16 protein-coding genes are annotated in these 16,417 nt (G+C 69.9%); 4 read left to right on the top strand and 12 right to left on the bottom strand.

The window, feature by feature from the left end:
* Positions 1 to 17: 17 nt before the first annotated feature.
* The 4 genes from ACH4D3_RS30980 to ACH4D3_RS30965 all read right to left on the bottom strand — a co-directional run bounded on the left by ACH4D3_RS30980 (position 18) and on the right by ACH4D3_RS30965 (position 3,877).
* Positions 18 to 1,226: a serine hydrolase domain-containing protein gene (locus ACH4D3_RS30980; RefSeq protein WP_398329054.1), complete on the bottom strand. Its 1,209-nt coding sequence runs from the start codon at positions 1,224 to 1,226 to the stop codon at positions 18 to 20.
* Between the two features lie 71 nt (positions 1,227 to 1,297).
* A complete protein-coding gene (locus tag ACH4D3_RS30975) occupies positions 1,298 to 2,056 on the bottom strand; it encodes an energy-coupling factor ABC transporter ATP-binding protein (RefSeq protein WP_398328868.1) in 759 nt (252 codons plus the stop codon).
* Positions 2,053 to 2,814, bottom strand: coding sequence for a cobalt ECF transporter T component CbiQ (cbiQ, locus tag ACH4D3_RS30970; protein WP_398328865.1), 762 nt, complete (start codon positions 2,812 to 2,814; stop codon positions 2,053 to 2,055). Before cbiQ ends, ACH4D3_RS30975 begins: the two co-directional genes overlap by 4 nt.
* A 1-nt stretch (position 2,815) precedes the next feature.
* Positions 2,816 to 3,877 (bottom strand): energy-coupling factor ABC transporter permease, encoded by a 1,062-nt coding sequence (locus tag ACH4D3_RS30965; protein ID WP_398328863.1) that lies wholly within the window; start codon positions 3,875 to 3,877, stop codon positions 2,816 to 2,818.
* A 176-nt stretch (positions 3,878 to 4,053) separates the two neighbouring features.
* Here ACH4D3_RS30965 and ACH4D3_RS30960 point away from each other — a divergent pair, with 176 nt between their 5' ends.
* Complete coding sequence (locus ACH4D3_RS30960; RefSeq protein WP_398328860.1) at positions 4,054 to 4,434, top strand: SsgA family sporulation/cell division regulator; 381 nt, start codon at positions 4,054 to 4,056, stop codon at positions 4,432 to 4,434.
* A 15-nt stretch (positions 4,435 to 4,449) separates the two neighbouring features.
* Here ACH4D3_RS30960 and ACH4D3_RS30955 read toward each other — a convergent pair whose 3' ends face one another.
* The 4 genes from ACH4D3_RS30955 to ACH4D3_RS30940 form a co-directional block, all read right to left on the bottom strand.
* Positions 4,450 to 6,162, bottom strand: a complete 1,713-nt coding sequence (locus ACH4D3_RS30955) for a penicillin-binding transpeptidase domain-containing protein (RefSeq protein ID WP_398328857.1) — start codon at positions 6,160 to 6,162, stop codon at positions 4,450 to 4,452.
* Positions 6,163 to 6,246: 84 nt separating this feature from the next.
* Positions 6,247 to 7,872 carry a penicillin-binding transpeptidase domain-containing protein gene (locus tag ACH4D3_RS30950; RefSeq protein WP_398328854.1) on the bottom strand — a complete coding sequence of 542 codons (1,626 nt, stop codon included), beginning with the start codon at positions 7,870 to 7,872 and terminating at the stop codon, positions 6,247 to 6,249.
* A 393-nt stretch (positions 7,873 to 8,265) separates the two neighbouring features.
* Positions 8,266 to 8,493, bottom strand: a complete 228-nt coding sequence (locus tag ACH4D3_RS30945; RefSeq protein WP_398328851.1) for a DUF397 domain-containing protein — start codon at positions 8,491 to 8,493, stop codon at positions 8,266 to 8,268.
* A complete protein-coding gene (locus ACH4D3_RS30940) occupies positions 8,490 to 9,329 on the bottom strand; it encodes a helix-turn-helix domain-containing protein (protein WP_398328848.1) in 840 nt (279 codons plus the stop codon). Before ACH4D3_RS30940 ends, ACH4D3_RS30945 begins: the two co-directional genes overlap by 4 nt.
* Before the next feature lie 709 nt (positions 9,330 to 10,038).
* On the opposite strand from ACH4D3_RS30940, the gene ACH4D3_RS30935 reads away from it, so the two are divergent.
* Positions 10,039 to 10,689, top strand: coding sequence for an ATP-binding protein (locus tag ACH4D3_RS30935; RefSeq protein ID WP_398328845.1), 651 nt, complete (start codon positions 10,039 to 10,041; stop codon positions 10,687 to 10,689).
* Positions 10,690 to 10,711: 22 nt separating this feature from the next.
* On the opposite strand, the gene ACH4D3_RS30930 is transcribed toward ACH4D3_RS30935, so the two are convergent.
* The 4 genes from ACH4D3_RS30930 to ACH4D3_RS30915 form a co-directional block, all read right to left on the bottom strand.
* Entirely contained in the window at positions 10,712 to 11,125 is a 414-nt protein-coding gene (locus tag ACH4D3_RS30930; RefSeq protein ID WP_398328842.1) for a GNAT family N-acetyltransferase, read from the bottom strand.
* 239 nt (positions 11,126 to 11,364) lie between these two features.
* Positions 11,365 to 12,327, bottom strand: a complete 963-nt coding sequence (locus tag ACH4D3_RS30925) for a hypothetical protein (RefSeq protein ID WP_398328839.1) — start codon at positions 12,325 to 12,327, stop codon at positions 11,365 to 11,367.
* 14 nt (positions 12,328 to 12,341) lie between these two features.
* Positions 12,342 to 12,890, bottom strand: a complete 549-nt coding sequence (locus tag ACH4D3_RS30920) for a DUF6932 family protein (protein WP_398328836.1) — start codon at positions 12,888 to 12,890, stop codon at positions 12,342 to 12,344.
* 187 nt (positions 12,891 to 13,077) lie between these two features.
* Entirely contained in the window at positions 13,078 to 14,823 is a 1,746-nt protein-coding gene (locus ACH4D3_RS30915; RefSeq protein WP_398328833.1) for a dolichyl-phosphate-mannose--protein mannosyltransferase, read from the bottom strand.
* A 96-nt stretch (positions 14,824 to 14,919) separates the two neighbouring features.
* Here ACH4D3_RS30915 and rsmI point away from each other — a divergent pair, with 96 nt between their 5' ends.
* Both rsmI and ACH4D3_RS30905 read left to right on the top strand, forming a co-directional pair.
* Positions 14,920 to 15,792 (top strand): 16S rRNA (cytidine(1402)-2'-O)-methyltransferase, encoded by an 873-nt coding sequence (rsmI, locus tag ACH4D3_RS30910; RefSeq protein ID WP_398328830.1) that lies wholly within the window; start codon positions 14,920 to 14,922, stop codon positions 15,790 to 15,792.
* 144 nt (positions 15,793 to 15,936) lie between these two features.
* Complete coding sequence (locus tag ACH4D3_RS30905) at positions 15,937 to 16,374, top strand: hypothetical protein (protein ID WP_398328828.1); 438 nt, start codon at positions 15,937 to 15,939, stop codon at positions 16,372 to 16,374.
* Positions 16,375 to 16,417 lie beyond the last annotated feature (43 nt).

Raw genomic sequence — 16,417 nt, 5'->3', positions numbered from 1 at the left:
AGGTCCGGGGCCTGTCCCTAGGACGGGCCCCGGGCGAGCGACGCGCGTACCGCCCGGACCAGCGCCTGCGCCCGCGGGTCCGCCGTCACGGTCTTGCGGAAGCCGTTGGTGACGTAGCCCAGCGCGATGCCGGTCTCCGGGTCGGCGAAGCCCAGGGAGCCGCCGCGGCCGGGGTGGCCGAAGGAGCCGGGGCCCAGGAACGGGGACGCGCTGCCGTGCAGCATGTAGCCGAGGCCGAACCGGGTGCCCACGACCAGGATCCGGTCGGGACCGGCGGACTCCTCCGCGCGGGCCAGCTCCATGGTCGCCGGGTCGAACAGCCGTACGCCGCGCGTCACGCCGTCGACCTCGCCGATCAGCGCCGCGTAGAAGCGGGCCAGGCCGTCGGCCGTCGCGATGCCGTTGGCGGCCGGGAGCGCGGCCGCGCGGTACACCGGGTCGTTCTGGTCGGGGAACGGGGTGATCGCCGCGAAGGCGCGGCGGGTGAGCGAGTCCGGATCCTCGTAGGCCTCGGTGACCGCGCGCTTGGGGCGCAGCCGCGGGCCGTTGCCGGGCCCCGACGGCTCGGGATCGTCGAGGCGCCCGACGCGCCCGGCCCGGCCGGCCGCCTCCTCCTCGGCGGGCAGCCCCACCCACAGGTCCAGGCCGAGCGGGCGGGCGATCTCGTCCGCGATCCACTGTCCGGCGCCGCGCCCGCCCGTCACCCGGCGGACCAGCTCGTCGAGCAGCCAGCCGTAGGTCAGCGCGTGGTAGCCGTGGTCGGTGCCCGGCTCCCAGACGGGGGCCTGCGCGGCGACGGCGGCGGGACCCCGCAGCGGGTCCAGGGCGTCCTCGGGGGTGAGCGGACGGTCCAGGACCGGCAGCCCGGCCTGGTGGTTCAGCACGTGCCGGACCAGCACCCGCTCCTTGCCGTGCGCCTTGAACTCCGGCCAGTACTCGCCCACCGGCGCGTCCAGGTCCAGCTCCCCGCGCCGGTGCAGCAGCAGCGGTACGGCGGCGGCGACGCCCTTGGTCGCCGAGCGGACCACCTGGGCGGTGCCGCGGCGCCACGGCTCGGTGCCGGAGGTGTCGTCGACGTTCCTGGTGCCGCCCCACAGGTCGACGACCTTGCGCCCGTCCCGGTAGACGGCGACGGCCGCGCCCCGCTCGCCGAGCGCGGTGAAGTTCCGTGCGAACGCGTCCCTCACCGGCTCGAAGCCCTCGGCCACCGTGCCGTGCACGTTCACGTCCACCTCTGTACGCCCCTTCCGGCCCCTCGTGACAGTGGCTGCAACCGCCACCGGCGGTCCACCATTCCTCACCCGCTCGCCGGCACCGACCGCGGGTCGAACCCGAAGGGCAGTTCCAGGCGGTGGGCGCGCATCAGGGCGTCGTCGGACAGCAGCTCCGCGGTCGGTCCGTCCGCCGCGATCACCCCGTCGCTGAGGATCAGCGCGCGGGGGCACAGCTCCAGGGCGTAGGGCAGGTCGTGGGTGACCATCAGGACCGTGACGTCCAGGGAGCGCAGGATGTCGGCGAGTTCGCGGCGGGAGGCCGGGTCGAGGTTGGAGGAGGGCTCGTCCAGGACCAGGATCTCCGGCTCCATGGCGAGTACGGTCGCCACCGCCACCCGGCGCCGCTGGCCGAAGGAGAGGTGGTGCGGTGGCCGGTCCTTGAACTCCGCCATGCCGACCAGCGTGAGCGCCCGGTCCACACAGGCCTCCAGCTCCGCCCCCTTCACGCCGGCCGCCGCCGGTCCGAACGCCACGTCCTCGCGCACGGTCGGCATGAACAGCTGGTCGTCGGGGTCCTGGAAGACGATGCCGACCCGGCGCCTGATCTCCGCCATGTTCCGCTTGTCCACCGGCAGTCCGGCGACCGTGACCGTGCCGGTGCCGCCGGTCAGGATGCCGTTGAGGTGCAGCACGAGCGTCGTCTTGCCCGCGCCGTTCGGGCCGAGCAGCGCGACCCGCTCGCCGCGCGCGACGGAGAAGTCCACGCCGAACAGGGCCTGGTGCCCGTCGGGGTAGGCGAAGGCGAGGCCGGAGACGTCGAGGGAGGCCGGGTTGGCTGTCATAGCGTCCATCCCAGCAGACACACGACCAGCGCCGCACACGGGAGGGCCAGTGCGTACGACCACTGCGCCCGGGACGCCGTCACCTCGTCGATCACCGGCATCGAACCGGCGTACCCGCGGCTGACCATGGCCAGGTGGACGCGTTCGCCGCGTTCGTAGGAGCGGATGAACAGCGCCCCCGCCGATTTGGCGAGCACGCCCCAGTGCCGTACGCCCTTCGCCTCGAACCCGCGCGACTCCCGGGCGATCCGCATCCGCCGCATCTCGTCCGCGATCACGTCCCCGTACCGGATCATGAACGAGGCGATCTGCACGAGCAGCGGCGGCAGCCTCAGCCGCTGGAGACCGAGGAGGAGTTCCCGCAGCTCGGTCGTGGAGGCCAGGAGTACGGAGGCGGCGACGCCCAGGGTGCCCTTGGCCAGGACGTTCCAGGCGCCCCACAGGCCGTTGACGCTCAGGGACAGGCCGAGCACCTCGACCCGCTCGCCCTCGGCCACGAACGGCATGAGCACCGCGAACGCGACGAACGGCACCTCGATCAGCAGCCGCTTGAGCAGGAAGGCGGCCGGGACCCGGGCCGCGTACGCCACCGTCGCGAGCAGCAGCGCGTACAGGCCGAAGGCCCACATCGCCTCGCGCGGCGTGGACACCACGACGACCACGAAGGCGAAGACCGCGGCGAGCTTGGTGTGCGGCGGCAGACCGTGCACGGGGGAGTGCCCGTGCCGGTAGAGCCGGTGCGCGTGACCCGCCCCCATGTCAGAGGGTCGTTTCCGTGCTGGTCGGCGACGCGTCGTCGGTGCGGCGCCTGCGCACCGCCCAGAACACGGCGCTGCCCGCGACGACGGTGACGCCCACGCCGATCACGCCCGCGAGGCCGCCGGAGACCCGGGCGTCGGTGATGTCCTCGACGCCGTAGTCGGCGAGCGGGGAGTCGGCGGCCGCGTGCTCCTTCGCCTTCTCGTCGATGCCCTTGTCGGCGGCGACCTTCTCCAGGCCGTCGGGGTTGGCGGAGGCGTAGAAGCTGACGAAGCCGGCCAGGACCAGGGAGGCGACGAGGCCGGTGATCCACACCTTGCGGTGCGAACGGGCGGCGACGGGGGCGGGGACCGGAGCGGGCCCGCTGCCTGGGGCGTCGACTAGCTCGCCGTTCACCCGCAGCTTGAGCCGCTGCTGGAGCCCGCGCGCCCCGTACACCAGGTCCGGGCGTACGGCGATGACGGCGCCGACGGTCAGCGCGGTGATCGCGGCCTCGCCGATGCCGATCAGCACGTGCACGCCGATCATCGCGGTGGCGACCTTGCCGATGGAGACGTCGGTGGTGCCGCCGATCCAGTACAGGAGCGTGAAGGCGAGCGCGGCGGCCGGGACGGAGACGAGCGCGGCGACGAAGGAGGCGACGGTGACCGAGCGGCGGGTGCGCGGCAGCACCTTCACCAGACCCCGGAAGAGGGCGTAGGCGACGACCGTGGTGACGATCGCCATGTCGGTGATGTTCACGCCGAGCGCGGTCAGACCGCCGTCGGCGAAGAGGATGCCCTGCATCAGCAGCACGACGGACACACACAGCACGCCGGTGTAGGGCCCGACGAGGATGGCGGCCAGCGCGCCGCCGAGCAGATGCCCGCTGGTCCCGGCCGCGACCGGGAAGTTCAGCATCTGCACGGCGAAGATGAACGCCGCGACCAGCCCGGCCAGCGGTGCCGTCCGCTCGTCCAGCTCACGGCGCGCGCCGCGCAGGCTGACCGCGATGGCGCCTGCGGCGACGACTCCGGTCACGGCGGAGGTCGGGGCGTTGATGAATCCGTCAGGTACATGCACGGTTCGATGATAGAGACCAGTTGCAACTCGTTCGCAAGAGCGAGGTAAAGGCTGATGTAAGGACGATCTCACATGTGATATCCGGCTCACAGGGCGTGAGCCGGGAAATATGGGACATTGGAGTGGGGGTGGACCCACAGCTTCAACACAGGTGGCAGAGCGTAAGGGGCGACCCCATGTCCGTAGTCGAACAGTACGCACGAGCCCACATCCTCACGGACGGGGACCTCCCCGACCAGGACGACGGCGGAGCGATACCCGTCGTCCTGCGCTACGACCCCGAACTCGACCCCTCGCTGGTGTGCGTCGCCCTGCCCGGCCGGGGCGGCCGTGCGTCCCGCTCCCGCGAGTGGACCTTCTCCCGCGAGCTGCTGGAACAGGGCCTGCGCGCGCCCGCCGGGAGCGGCGAGGTGCGGGTGTGGCCGTGCGGCCGGGTGCAGGCCGTGGTCGAGTTCCACTCCCCGCAGGGCTGTTCGGTGGTCCAGTTCGAGAACAAGGCCCTCATCCGCTTCCTGCGCCGCACCTACGCGGCGACCGCGCAGCCGGTGGCCCACTGAGCCGCGTGACGGGGGTCAGCCGCCCGCCTTGAGCAGCGCCGCGACGATCGGGCCCGCGGTGTCGCCGCCGTGCCCGCCCTGCTGGACCACGCCCGCCGCCGCCAGGTCCCCCCGGTACGCCGTGAACCAGCCGTTGGGCTTCTCCTGCCCGTCGACCTCCGCCGAGCCGGTCTTGGCACCCACGTCACCGCCGACCCCGGCCATGGCCTGCGCCGCGGTGCCGTACGCCGCCGTGTAGGACATCAGCTCGCGCAGCGCGCCCAGCGTCTCGCCGGACATCGTGCGGGAGGCCGTGGCGAGCGCCCGCCCGTCGACGGACGGGGCGACCAGGTACGGCTGGTGGAAGGAGCCCGACTTCACGGTGGCCGAGACCGAGGCCATGTTCAGCGGGTTCATCCGCACCCCGCCCTGGCCGATGAGGGAGGCGGCCATCTGGGCCTTGCTCTGCACCGGGACCCTGCCGTCGAAGGTGGACACGCCGACCGACCAGTTGTTCATGGACAGGCCGAAGACCTCCTTGGCCTGCCTGGTCAGGTCGTCGTCCTTCAGCTCGGGGGCCTGGCTGATGAAGGCGGTGTTGCAGGACCGGGCGAAGCTCGCCTTGAAGGTGCCGTCCTTGATCTCGAACTTGTCGTCGTTCTGGAACTTCCACCCGCCGTATTCGAAGTACTTCGGGCACGGGTGCTTCTCGTTCACGGACGCCAGGTCCTTCTCCAGCAGCATCGAGGCCGTGACGACCTTCATCGTGGAGCCGGGGGCGAGCGAGCCGAGGAAGGCGGTGTTGAAGCCGTGCCCGCCGTTGGCGACCGCGAGGACCTCGCCGGTGGAGGCGCGCAGCAGCACCACCGACGCCCCCTTCTTGCCGTCCACCTGCTTCTCGGCGGCGGCCTGGAGGGCGGGGTCGAGCGTGGTCTTCAGGGTGCCGGGCGTGCCCTTGCTCAGCTCCAGCAGCGTCTTGTCGGCGACTTCGCCCGCGCCGGACTCCTTCGACCCCTTGCCGTCCTCGCCGTCACCGGCCGCCTCGCCGCGCGACACGCGCAGCTCGACGCCGGGGGTGCCGCCGGCCTTCTTGCCGTACTTGTCGCGCAGCCCGTCCAGGACGGTGCCGAGGGACGGGTACTTCGCGGCGGTGATCTCCCCGCCGTCCCGGTCCAGCGCCTTGACCGGCGGATCCCCGGCCTTCCCGGTGACCAGCTTGTCCCCGTCCCGCAACTCCGGGTGCACGACGGCCGCGTGCCAGTCGACGCGGGGCTCGCCGTCGCCCTCTCGTCTCACGACGGTCAGCGCGCTGTCGTACGCCAGCGGCTCGGCCGCCGTCTCGTAGGCGACCGTGGCCTTGACGGAGAAGGGGACCTTCTCCCCGGCCGGGGTGCCCGCGGTGAAGGTGGCGTCCTTGATGCGGGCGTCCTTGGCGTAGCCGGTGAGCAGCGCCTTCGCGGCCTCGGCGTCGTCGGTCGCGGCGGCCGCGCCGGCCACGTCGCCCCGCTGCCAGGCGGTCAGGAACCGCTGGGCGGTGGAGGTGACCTCGGCCGCCGTCAGCGGGCCCGACTTCACCTTCTCCGCGGCCGCCGCGGACTTGGTGCGCGCGTTGTCGTCGCCGGTCTCGCCGCCGCCGTACATCGCGTAGGCACCGAACCCGGCACCGGCCACGACCACCGCGGCCACACTGCCGATCACGGCGGGTTTCGTCCTGCGCCGCTCGGCGGCGGCGCCCCTTCTGCTGCCCACTGCGTCCCGTTCCTCGGTGCGTTCGGTGCCGGTTGCTGCTTACGACCGCGACCACAGTAGGGGCATCGCGGCCGCCGTCCGGTGTCAGCCGCCGACTCGTAGCACATCTGCGACGATCGGCCCGGCCGCGTCACCGCCGTGCCCGCCCTCCTGGACCATGGCCGCCGCCGCGACGTCGTTCCGGAACCCGGTGAACCAGCTGTCGGAGGTGGCTCGTCCGTCGACCTCGGCCGAACCGGTCTTGGCGCCGATGTCGCCGCCGAGCCCGGACATGGCGTTGACGGCGGTGCCCTGGGTGGCGGTGAGCTTCATCATCTGCTTGAGCTGCGAGGCGGTGCCCTGCGGCAGCCCCTTGGCGGTGGCCGGCTCCCGGTCGTCCAGGTCGAACGGCACCAGGTACGGCTGGCGGAACTCACCGGTGATGGCGGTCGCGGTGACCGAGGCCATGTTCAGCGGGTTCATCTGAACCTGGCCCTGCCCGATGGCGTTGGCCGCGCGGTCCGGCCCGCCGGAGGCGGGGACGCTCCCGTCGGAGGAGACGATGCCGGTCTGCCAGTTGTCCTGCCCGAGCCCGAACCGCTCCTGGGCCTCCTCGGTCAACGAGGAGTCGGTGAGCGGCTTCTCGTCGACGAGCTTGATGAAGCCGGTGTTGCAGGAGCGCATGAAGGTGTTGGCGAGCGTGGCGCCCTCGTTGGGCTGCATGCCGGTCAGGTTCTTGAAGGTCTGGCTCTGCCAGGTCGCCGTGTCGGGGCAGGGCGCCGGCCCGTTCATCGAGGTCACACCGTTGTCGATGAGCATGGCGGCGGTGATGATCTTCATGGTGGAACCGGGGGCGACCTTGCCCTGGAACGCGGCGTTGAAGCCGTCTGCCCGGTTGTTCGCCACGGCCAGCACCTCCCCGGTGCTGGGCTTGACCGCGACCACGGAGGACTCGCCGTACCGCTTCACCGCCTTCTCGGCGGCGGCCTGCACGCTCGCGCTGAGCGTCGTCTCGAGCTTCCCGGGCTCCCCCTCGGTCAGCGTCAGCAGCGGGGTGTCCGGCGCGTCCGCGGACGCGTGCCGCACCGCCAGCTCGACACCGGGAGTGCCACCGGCCTTCGAGCCGTACCGCTCCCGCAGCGTGGCGAGGACGGGCCCGAGGGAGGGGTACTTCTCCTTCGTCAGCACGGTGCCGTTGCGCCCGACGGCCTGGATCTGCGGCGTCGCCGACTCCGCGGTGACCAGGGTGTCCCCGTCCTTCAGGTCCGGGTGGACGACGGACGGCTTCCAGTCCACCAGCGCCCGCCCGCTGCTCTCCCCGCGCACCACGGTCAGCGTGCTCTTGTAGCTGAGCGGCTTCGTCGTCCCCTCGTACGACACCTTCGCCTTCACCGTGAACGGCACGGAGGTGCCGGCCGCCGTGCCCGGCGTGATCTCGACGCCGCCGATGTGCGCCTCCGCGCCGTAGGCGGTCAGCAGCGTCCCGGCGACCGAGGCGTTGTTGGTGTACGCAGCGGCCGTCGTCGCGTCGCCCTTCTCCCAGGCCGTGAAGAACTTCTCGCTGGTCTCCGCGACCTCGTCCTTGTCCGGCGGCCCGCTCTTGGTCTCCGACGACCCGGATCCCCCGCCCCCGTCCAGCGCCGACACCACGTTGTAGGCGCCATACCCGGCACCGCCCACCATCACGGCGAACACCCCGCCTATGACGGCAACCTTGACCCCCCTGCCCATCGGCAGTCCCCTCCCCGTCAGACCTTCCGCCCGCCTTCTTGAACGCGTTCAGAAGCAGTTGTGACTGCACCCTATGCGCAGGGAGTGACCAGCGGTACGGGTGTTTCCGTTTGGTGGCCTAAAGGAGATCGAGGGCAGTGCGTACCGGACAAGAGGGCGCGGCGGTCAGAACCCGGCCTCGCCACAGCGAGGCGAGGGGGCTGAACGCACACGGCAGGTTTTGCAAGAGTGGACCGGATACGACCCTGCCGTCCCCGACGCCGAGGCGGATGCGGTTCTCGCTCGTCGTCTCGCGGAGGCCACGGCGGCGTGAGATCTGTCCCTCGTGTGTCCCGGCCGGCTGAGCACCATGCCACCCTCGACGGGTTTGCCTCGGCAGCCCGTAGTCGGCGTCTACGGCTGGAAGCGGTCTCGCCGGACCTTCGACAGGCTGTCGACGAACGCGCTGAAGACCTGGGAAGGAAAGGTGAGGGTCTGACGAGGCACCTTCGAGTCCCGAACGCCCACCCATGAGCCGCCGCTGGCGACCTCGACGCACTCGTTCCCTTCGCCGCCGCTGTAACTGCTCTTGAACCACTTCACGGTTCCGTGCTCGGTCGGAGAAGGCGCTATGCCTGTCATGAGGACGTCTCCTGTCGTGCTCTGGCGACCAGCCGCGACGAGAGGGTGACGTCGGCAGCCTGCGAACGTAGGTAGTCGAACGTCAACTTATAGGCACTGACGTCCTCCGCGTCATCCAGATACACGCCGCGACGGCGCATCTCGATGTACACGACCGCCATGGAGTTGAGCGGCTCCCGTTCGTCGTCACGCCCGAGGATCACGAAGTGCCCGGCCCCGGCGGCGTGCGCACCCGCGCTGAACGGCAAGATCTGGATGTCGACGTTGGGGCTCTCGGCCGTCTCATGAAGGTGTTTGAGCTGCTGGTCCATAACGTCGGTGTTTCCCACGGTCCTGCGAAGCACCGCTTCGTCCAGGACGACCCAGAGATGCAGCGCCGGATCGCGCATAAGGATGGCTTGGCGCTGTATCCGTGCCTCGACCATCCGCTCGATGTTCTCGTTCGAGCTGCGAACCTCCCTGGCCTGATGGATGGCGAGTGCGTACTCCCGCGTCTGCAACAGGCCTGGAATGACCGTGTTCGCGAAGACGTGTTCGTATGCCGCTTGATGCTCGAACGAGACAAGCGGATCCAACCACTCGGGCACCGCGTTGTTGCCGACCCACCATCCGTCGGCCTGCGACTTGGCCACCGCGACGAGGGCGTCACGTTCCTGGGGTGTCGCGTCGCATGCGTCGGCCAGCGCCTTCACCGTTGCCCAGCGGATGCGGGCGCGATCCTGCCATGCCTCGTACCTGCTGACCGTGGTGGTGCTGACGCCCGCGCGGGCTGCCACTTGCGTCTGGGTGAGCCCGCAACGTTCGCGCAGCGAGGTCAGGCCTCGCGCGATCTGCATGCGACCGGCCGGTCCCGTCTGAGTAGCGCTCACGACGCATACCTCTCCACCTGTGAAATGTGCAGCGATCGACAGGCATCGACCAACCGCATCGACCAACGGCCGCGACCTTATGGGCTCTTCTGGAGCCTCGGACGAGGATTCGAGCTTCGTCACCCACATCAGTGAACTCCCTTCATGGGGCAGCCTGCTATGGGATTCCCGTGAGAGTTTTCCCCTGCATTGATCCTCAGAGATGACGAGGGGTTGAAAGCATGGCTGGACTCGCGCGATTTTTGACTCGCTGGCTGTGGGCGGTGGTCCTGCCTCCTGGGCGGGGGCGTCACCGAGCGGGGCGGCGGCCGGGGGCGCGATCCGTCGACATTTCGGCGGGTGCGTCTGCCGCAGCGTCACTGCCTTTCCGTGCCTCCACCGCCGGCCGCCACTGGCACGAGCCCATCGACGGCCTGTCCACTCCCCTCGTCCGCCCCTACCTGACTGCGTATGAGCGCGACGAGAAGATCCGCGTCCAGCGGCTGCGCCGCGACATCCTCTGGTGTGCCACATACGGCGTCGACCTCGACACCCGTGACATCCATGCCTGCCCGGCGGCGGCATCGTGAACGGCGGGAGGGACCGCGTACGGATCCTTCCGTGCCCCGAAGCGCGAGAGCGCACCGCTTTGCTACTCACAGACGGAGACGGGCCTGTTTCCCGGCTCGCAGACCGCATGGAAGCGGTGCAGCTCGGCTTGGGTGAGCGGTTGCTCGGCAAGGTCCGGGAAACGCTGGGAGAGCAGCGGACGAGCGCCAGGGAACTCCGTCTCCTCACCCATCAGTTGGCGGACGCGCTCACGGATGCCCTGGTTATCGCCGAGTACCGTGGTGCTCGACTCAGGGAATCGGAACCCGGCCCGGTGGACGAAACCTCACCGGCGCTTCGCGCGTACGGCATGCTCACGCTCCCCGGCAGGGACCTCGCCTCCGCCCGTACCGCACGGTACTACGTCCGTGACACGTGCCGGTCGTGGAGTCTGTCGGCGGACACGACGGACGATCTCGTGGCCATCACGGGCGAACTGGTGGCCAACGCCCTGGAGCACACGGACAGCCGTACCGTCGCGATCACCTGTGCCCTGACTGCCGATACCGCCGCGGTGGGCGTGACCGACGACGGCAGGAGCGGCGGCATGCCGGTGATCTCCGCGTCGACCGGTGAGCCCGAGGGGGAGCGCGAAGCTGGTCGAGGGCTGCTGATCACCGGTGCGCTGGCCTCCCGGTGGGGGACACGGCGAACGGGCCAAGGGCTGACGGTCTGGGCGGAGGTCGCCGTCGAGGCCGGTGCGGATACGCCGGTCGGTTCCGGGCGGCGGAAATCGTAGCGGTCCTCGGCGAAGCCTCTTATCAAGCGGGTGGAACCCGGCGGGCAGGGACTTCGAAGACGACTTCGCGGCCGTCCTCCTCGTCCCACTGCTCTCCGACCTCCACGAAGCCGAGGCCCGCGATCGTGGCCAGGGATGCCACGTTGTCGGGGCTTATCGCCGCCCGCACGGTGGTCACCGCGGGTTCGGCCGCTGCTCGGCGGAGCAACTCGATCAGCGTGGAGCGGGCGTATCCCTGGCGACGGAAGTCGGGGGCGATGAAGTAGCCGATCTCGACCATGCCGACCTCGTCCGGCGGCCCGTGGAAGCCCGCGTGCCCGACGACGAGACCCCTGTCGCCCACGACCGCCTGCCGCACCATCCACCGCGCGTGTCCGGGGTCGGCGGCCATCTGATCGAGCCGGAACCGCCACAGCCACCGTGCTGCGTCGGTCACGAAATACTCGGTCAGCGAAACCCCGGCCACTCTCCCGGCTTCAGGCAGGTCACCGTCGAGCAGAGCAGACATCGCCCCGCCCGCCAGCTCGACGAAACGTACACACTTCGGGCCGATACTGAGTTCTTCCGCAAGTGTGCGAGCCTGGCTGGGACCCCACGCAGACTTGCGGCCCGCCCCCTTGATGCTGGTATCAAGGAAGCAGGCCGTTTACCTGGCTGGGTCGATCGCAGGACTTGCTAGATATTTCGCAAGCTGGTGACTGCATAGATCTTGCGTTCGCGGCCGCCAGCGAATTGTACCTTAGTGACCTCGACTTCGGCTTCCACTCGCTTGTTAAAGAATTCATGCAGAAGGGGGGTCAGCTCTTCATCTGTGCTAGCGCGGATGAGTTCCCCGCCGTCGGATCGAATCTCCACCTTGCCGTTGAATGAACTAGCCGCCCCCAGCCATCCTGTAATGGTTACAGTTTCCGATTCAGTGAATTCGCTAACCTCGCAGAGGTATCGGACTCGCTGTACTCCCGAGGGACTCCAGTCGCTCCGTCTTACTTGACCGCCCTGGGTGTGCCAGGCGACTCGCAGCCCCACGCTCGCTTCGCTTAGGCCTGAAGTCAGTGCGCCGATGTGCTTGAGGGCCCGTTGTCCGAGCGGTACAAGCTGTTCCGCCAGCATGTCATTGGTTTGGCTTGGCCCTTCCGAGAGATCCACGATGTCGAGTACCGTGTCTACGGCGTCATCGAGGACCGTGCGGGTTTCTCTTTGAAGGTCAGGGAAGAGGCTATTCTCTGCCAAGTCAGGCTCGGGTCCATAAATGGTCAAACCGAAAGAAGAGGGAAAGACTGTAGCTGCTCTGAGAGCTGTCGCGTCTCGAATGTCGCGCGGGATGGAAGCAAAGCTGGTGGGTTTTCCAGTAAGGGCCTGAGCGACGGCGGCGACGGACTCTTGCAGGTGCGTCAGGAACGGACCGAGCGTCGAAACGGGAATCGTGTGTTCGGCCGTAGTCGCGCCTGTTAGGGCTACGTCAAGGCGGCGGCGCTCGATCTCTTCCTGCTCAACGTTCAGAGCCTGAAAAAGACGTCTCCGCTGACGTGCAGAGAACTCTGCTGGTGTACTCGGTGCACCGTGTCCTTGATGCGGCGTGGCACTGCGAGCCCGCCGCATCCAGGCTCGAAGGGCACGCTTGTCGGAAGGGTCGGGCATGGGCGCGTGTGACGTCACAGTCGCACCTCCACATAACCGCGCCGCATCTCACCCGGCAGGTCGCCGACTGAGTCAGCCTTTGTGCACTGCCACACTTCATCGTAGAGGCCAAGGTCTCTGTAAGAGTCCCCTTCCCTTGGGCGGAGAAGGCTAGGAACCATCTGGGAGACGGGTACTCGCTTGGGGAGACGTAGCAACAGAGCGTCAACGCGCATGTTGTGATCCACGCACCAGCCGCGCAGCGTGACGTCATCCAGGTAGGAGAGAGCTTCCGCGTCCAAGCGGTCGAAGACCTCGGCGCGCACTAGGTAGGTGACGTCCACGTCACTTGGGTCGGGCTTGCGCGAGACGAAGCTACCTCCTACCCACATGCGACTGATCTCCCCTGTCCATGCCTCGACGATGGCGCGATGCTGGGTCCATTCTTCCCAGATCGCCTGCCTGATCGCAGACCCTGTGGACGCGACGAACTCGTCGTGCATCTGTTCCAATGACATGGCGTAACGGCCCGGCGGCAGCAACTCCGTGACCAGGTCGGGCTCTGGCAGGTAACTCGTACTCAAGCGCACGACCCCCCTCACTCATGATCGGCCTTGCGATGCTACTGGGGATGAGTCGCCTTTAGCCCTGACTCGGTGCATCTCGGCCGTCTCCGGGCCGTACGCGGGGAGGCCAGCGACGACCGCCAACGACCCACATCGAGCGTCGGGGCACGGTATGACGCCGTGCCCCCATGACGGATCTGCCCAGCTAGACCCACGTGTCCAGCCACATCCGCGATCTCCACTCCTCCATCGGGATCGCCGTGCCCGTGTACAGGGGCCAGAAGTAGATGAAGTTCCACGCGATGAGGAGGACCAGGACGCCCGCTCCCGTCGCGCCCGCCACTCTGCGGGTGTCGGTGCAGCCCGGGCGGCCGATGATCGCGCCCAGGAGCATCGCCACCGCCAGGCAGAGGAAGGGGAGGAAGACCACGGCGTAGAAGAGGAAGATCGTGCGCTCCTGGTACATGAACCAGGGGAGGTAGCCGGCCGCGACGCCGCAGGCGATGGCGCCCGCGCGCCAGTCGCGGCGGAAGAGCCAGCGCCACAGGACGTACAGGAGGGCGAAGCAGCCCACCCACCACAGCAGGGGGGTGCCCAGGGCCAGGACCTCGCGGGCGCACTTCTCGCCCGCGTCCACCGGGCAGCCGTCCGAGCCCGCCGACGGGGACTCGTAGAAGTAGGAGACCGGGCGGCCCAGGACGATCCAGCTCCACGGGTTCGACTGGTAGGTGTGCGGCGAGGTCAGGTGGGTGTGGAATTCGAGGACCTGGGTCTCGTAGTGCCACAGGCTGCGCCACCAGTCGGGGAAGAGCCACGACCAGGAGCTGTTCGCGCCGTCCTTCGTGGCCCAGTCGCGGTAGTAGCCGCCGGTGCCGTCGGAGGGGGAGAGGATCCAGCCGAGCCACGAGAGGAGGTACGTGGCCAGGGCGACCGGGACGGTGGAGAGGAAGGCCCGGCCCAGGTCGTGGCGGAGTACGGCGCGGTAGGGGTGGTGGGCGCCCGCGACGCGGCGGGAGCCGACGTCCCACAGTACCGCCATCACGCAGAAGGCCGCCATGATGTAGAGGCCGTTCCACTTGGTGGCCGCCGCCAGGCCCAGCATCAGGCCCGCCGTCAGGCGCCAGGGGCGCCACCCGAGGCGGAGGGTCTGAGCGACGTGCGCGTCGGGGCGGACGCGGCCGTCCTCGTCCACCGGGAGTGCGGCGGCGAGTCTCGAACGGGCCTTGTCGCGGTCGACGACCAGGCAGCCGAAGGCGGCCAGCACGAAGAACATCAGCACGCTGTCCAGCAGCGCGGTGCGGCTCATCACGAAGTGCAGGCCGTCCAGCGCCATCAGCGCGCCCGCCAGGCATCCCAGGAACGTGGAGCGGAACAGGCGGCGGCCGATCCGGCACAGCAGCAGCACCGAGAGCGTGCCGAGCAGCGCCGTCATGAAGCGCCAGCCGAACGGGTCGAAGCCGAACAGAAGTTCCCCGAGGCCGATGACGTACTTGCCGACCGGCGGGTGGACGACGTACGCCGCGTCGGTCGGGATCGGGACGTCGCCGCCGCTGTTCAGGATGAGGTCGTTGGCGTTCTTGTCCCAGTTGACCTCGAAGCCGCGGTGGATCAGCGCCCACGCGTCCTTCGCGTAGTACGTCTCGTCGAATATCACCGCCTTCGGGCTGCCCAGGTTCCAGAACCGCAGCACCCCCGCGAGCAGCGCCACCAGCAGCGGCCCGCCCCACGCCGACCAGCGGATCATCCGGTCGGCGAGCGGCTTCGACAGGCCCAGGAAGACCCACAGGCGCGGGCTCGGGCTCGTGTACGGCGGCACCAGCCGGTCGCGGACGTCGCCGGTCGCGGGCCCCGCCGGGTAGCCGAAGCGGCGCAGCCGCTGCTGCCAGGTGGGCCGCTCGTCGTGCGGGGCCTGGTCGTGCAGGGTGTCCGTGGAGGACGCGGTACTGGTCACCGCGCCATCGTAGGGAACCGCGCTGTGCACGTCCCGTGCATGGCCCTCCCGGGTGCGGATACGTTCCCCTTCCGGGAGGACTGGGAGGATGGAGGCGTGACTGGAACCCTTGTACTCGCGGGCACCCCCATCGGCGACGTCCGGGACGCCCCGCCCCGGCTCGCCGCGGAACTGGCCGGCGCGGACGTCGTCGCCGCCGAGGACACCCGGCGGCTGCGCAGGCTCACCCAGGCGCTCGGCGTCGCCCCCGCGGGGCGTGTCGTGTCGTACTTCGAGGGCAACGAGTCCGCCCGTACGCCCGAGCTGGTGGAGGAGCTGGCCGGGGGAGCGCGGGTGCTGCTGGTCACCGACGCCGGGATGCCGTCGGTGTCCGACCCGGGGTACCGGCTGGTCGCCGCCGCCGTCGAGCGCGGCGTGCGCGTCACCGCCGTCCCCGGGCCGTCCGCGGTGCTGACCGCGCTGGCCCTGTCGGGGCTGCCGGTCGACCGGTTCTGCTTCGAGGGCTTCCTGCCCCGCAAGGCCGGCGAGCGGCTGACCCGGCTGCGCGAGGTCGCCGAGGAGCGCCGGACCCTCGTCTACTTCGAGGCCCCGCACCGCCTCGACGACACCCTCGCCGCCATGGCCGAGGTCTTCGGCGCCGACCGGCGGGCCGCCGTCTGCCGGGAGCTGACCAAGACGTACGAGGAGGTCAGGCGCGGGGGGCTGGGCGAGCTGGCCGCGTGGGCCGGTGAAGGGGTGCGGGGCGAGATCACCGTCGTCGTGGAGGGGGCGCCGGACAAGGGGCCCGAGGAGGTCGGCGCCGAGGAGCTGGTGCGCCGGGTGCGGGTGCGCGAGGAGGCGGGGGAGCGGCGCAAGGAGGCGATCGCCGCGGTCGCCGCCCAGGTGGGGGTGCCCAAGCGGGAGGTGTTCGACGCGGTGGTGGCGGCGAAGAACGCGGAGAAGAACCCCGGGAACCGAGGGCATCCATAGGGCCGCCCTTGACCCGTCCCTGACCTTGCGGGCGCTCCTGCCAAGGACAGCTCAAATCGGCTAAAACACTCGGCAGCGCCTGGTGCTTTCCCGCTGGTGGAGGAGTCCACTGGAGGAAGGAGCAGAACGAACCAAGGAGCCGGGATGAGCATGAGTGAGAGCGCCGTGCGGACCGGAGTGCATGCAGGTGCCACCGCCGTCGTCCACGAGTCGTACTCGTTCGCCTGCATGCGCTGCGGGCACGGCTGGGAGCAGTCGTTCGAGATCGAGCACCACACCGACGCCGACGGCCGCGAGTTCGTGCTCTACGTCGCGGACGGCCGGGTCGTGCCCTCCCCGCTGACCCGGCCGACCTGCGCCACCTGCGACAGCCACGTCGTACGGATCCTGCGTCCGGGCCGGGTGGCCTCGGTGCGCGGCGCCACCCACACCGTCCACCGGGTGCCACCGGCCGGCCCCCTCGAGGTGCCGCTGGTGCCCGAGGAGCCGGGACCGGGAGCGCCGGGACTGTCCGGCGAACGCCGGCCCTGGCACCTGGCCGACCTCCTGCACGCCCTCCACCTCCACCGCAGGGCGAGCTAGCCGACCCACGGGGGCGCTCGGGGAGCTTTCGTAGGATCGGGGT

Origin of the sequence: Streptomyces sp. NPDC018026, assembly GCF_044327745.1 — a bacterium.
Classification (GTDB): domain Bacteria; phylum Actinomycetota; class Actinomycetes; order Streptomycetales; family Streptomycetaceae; genus Streptomyces; species Streptomyces rubrogriseus.
Note: the sequence above shows the minus strand (reverse complement) of the source record. Positions and strands in the feature narration are given on the sequence as shown.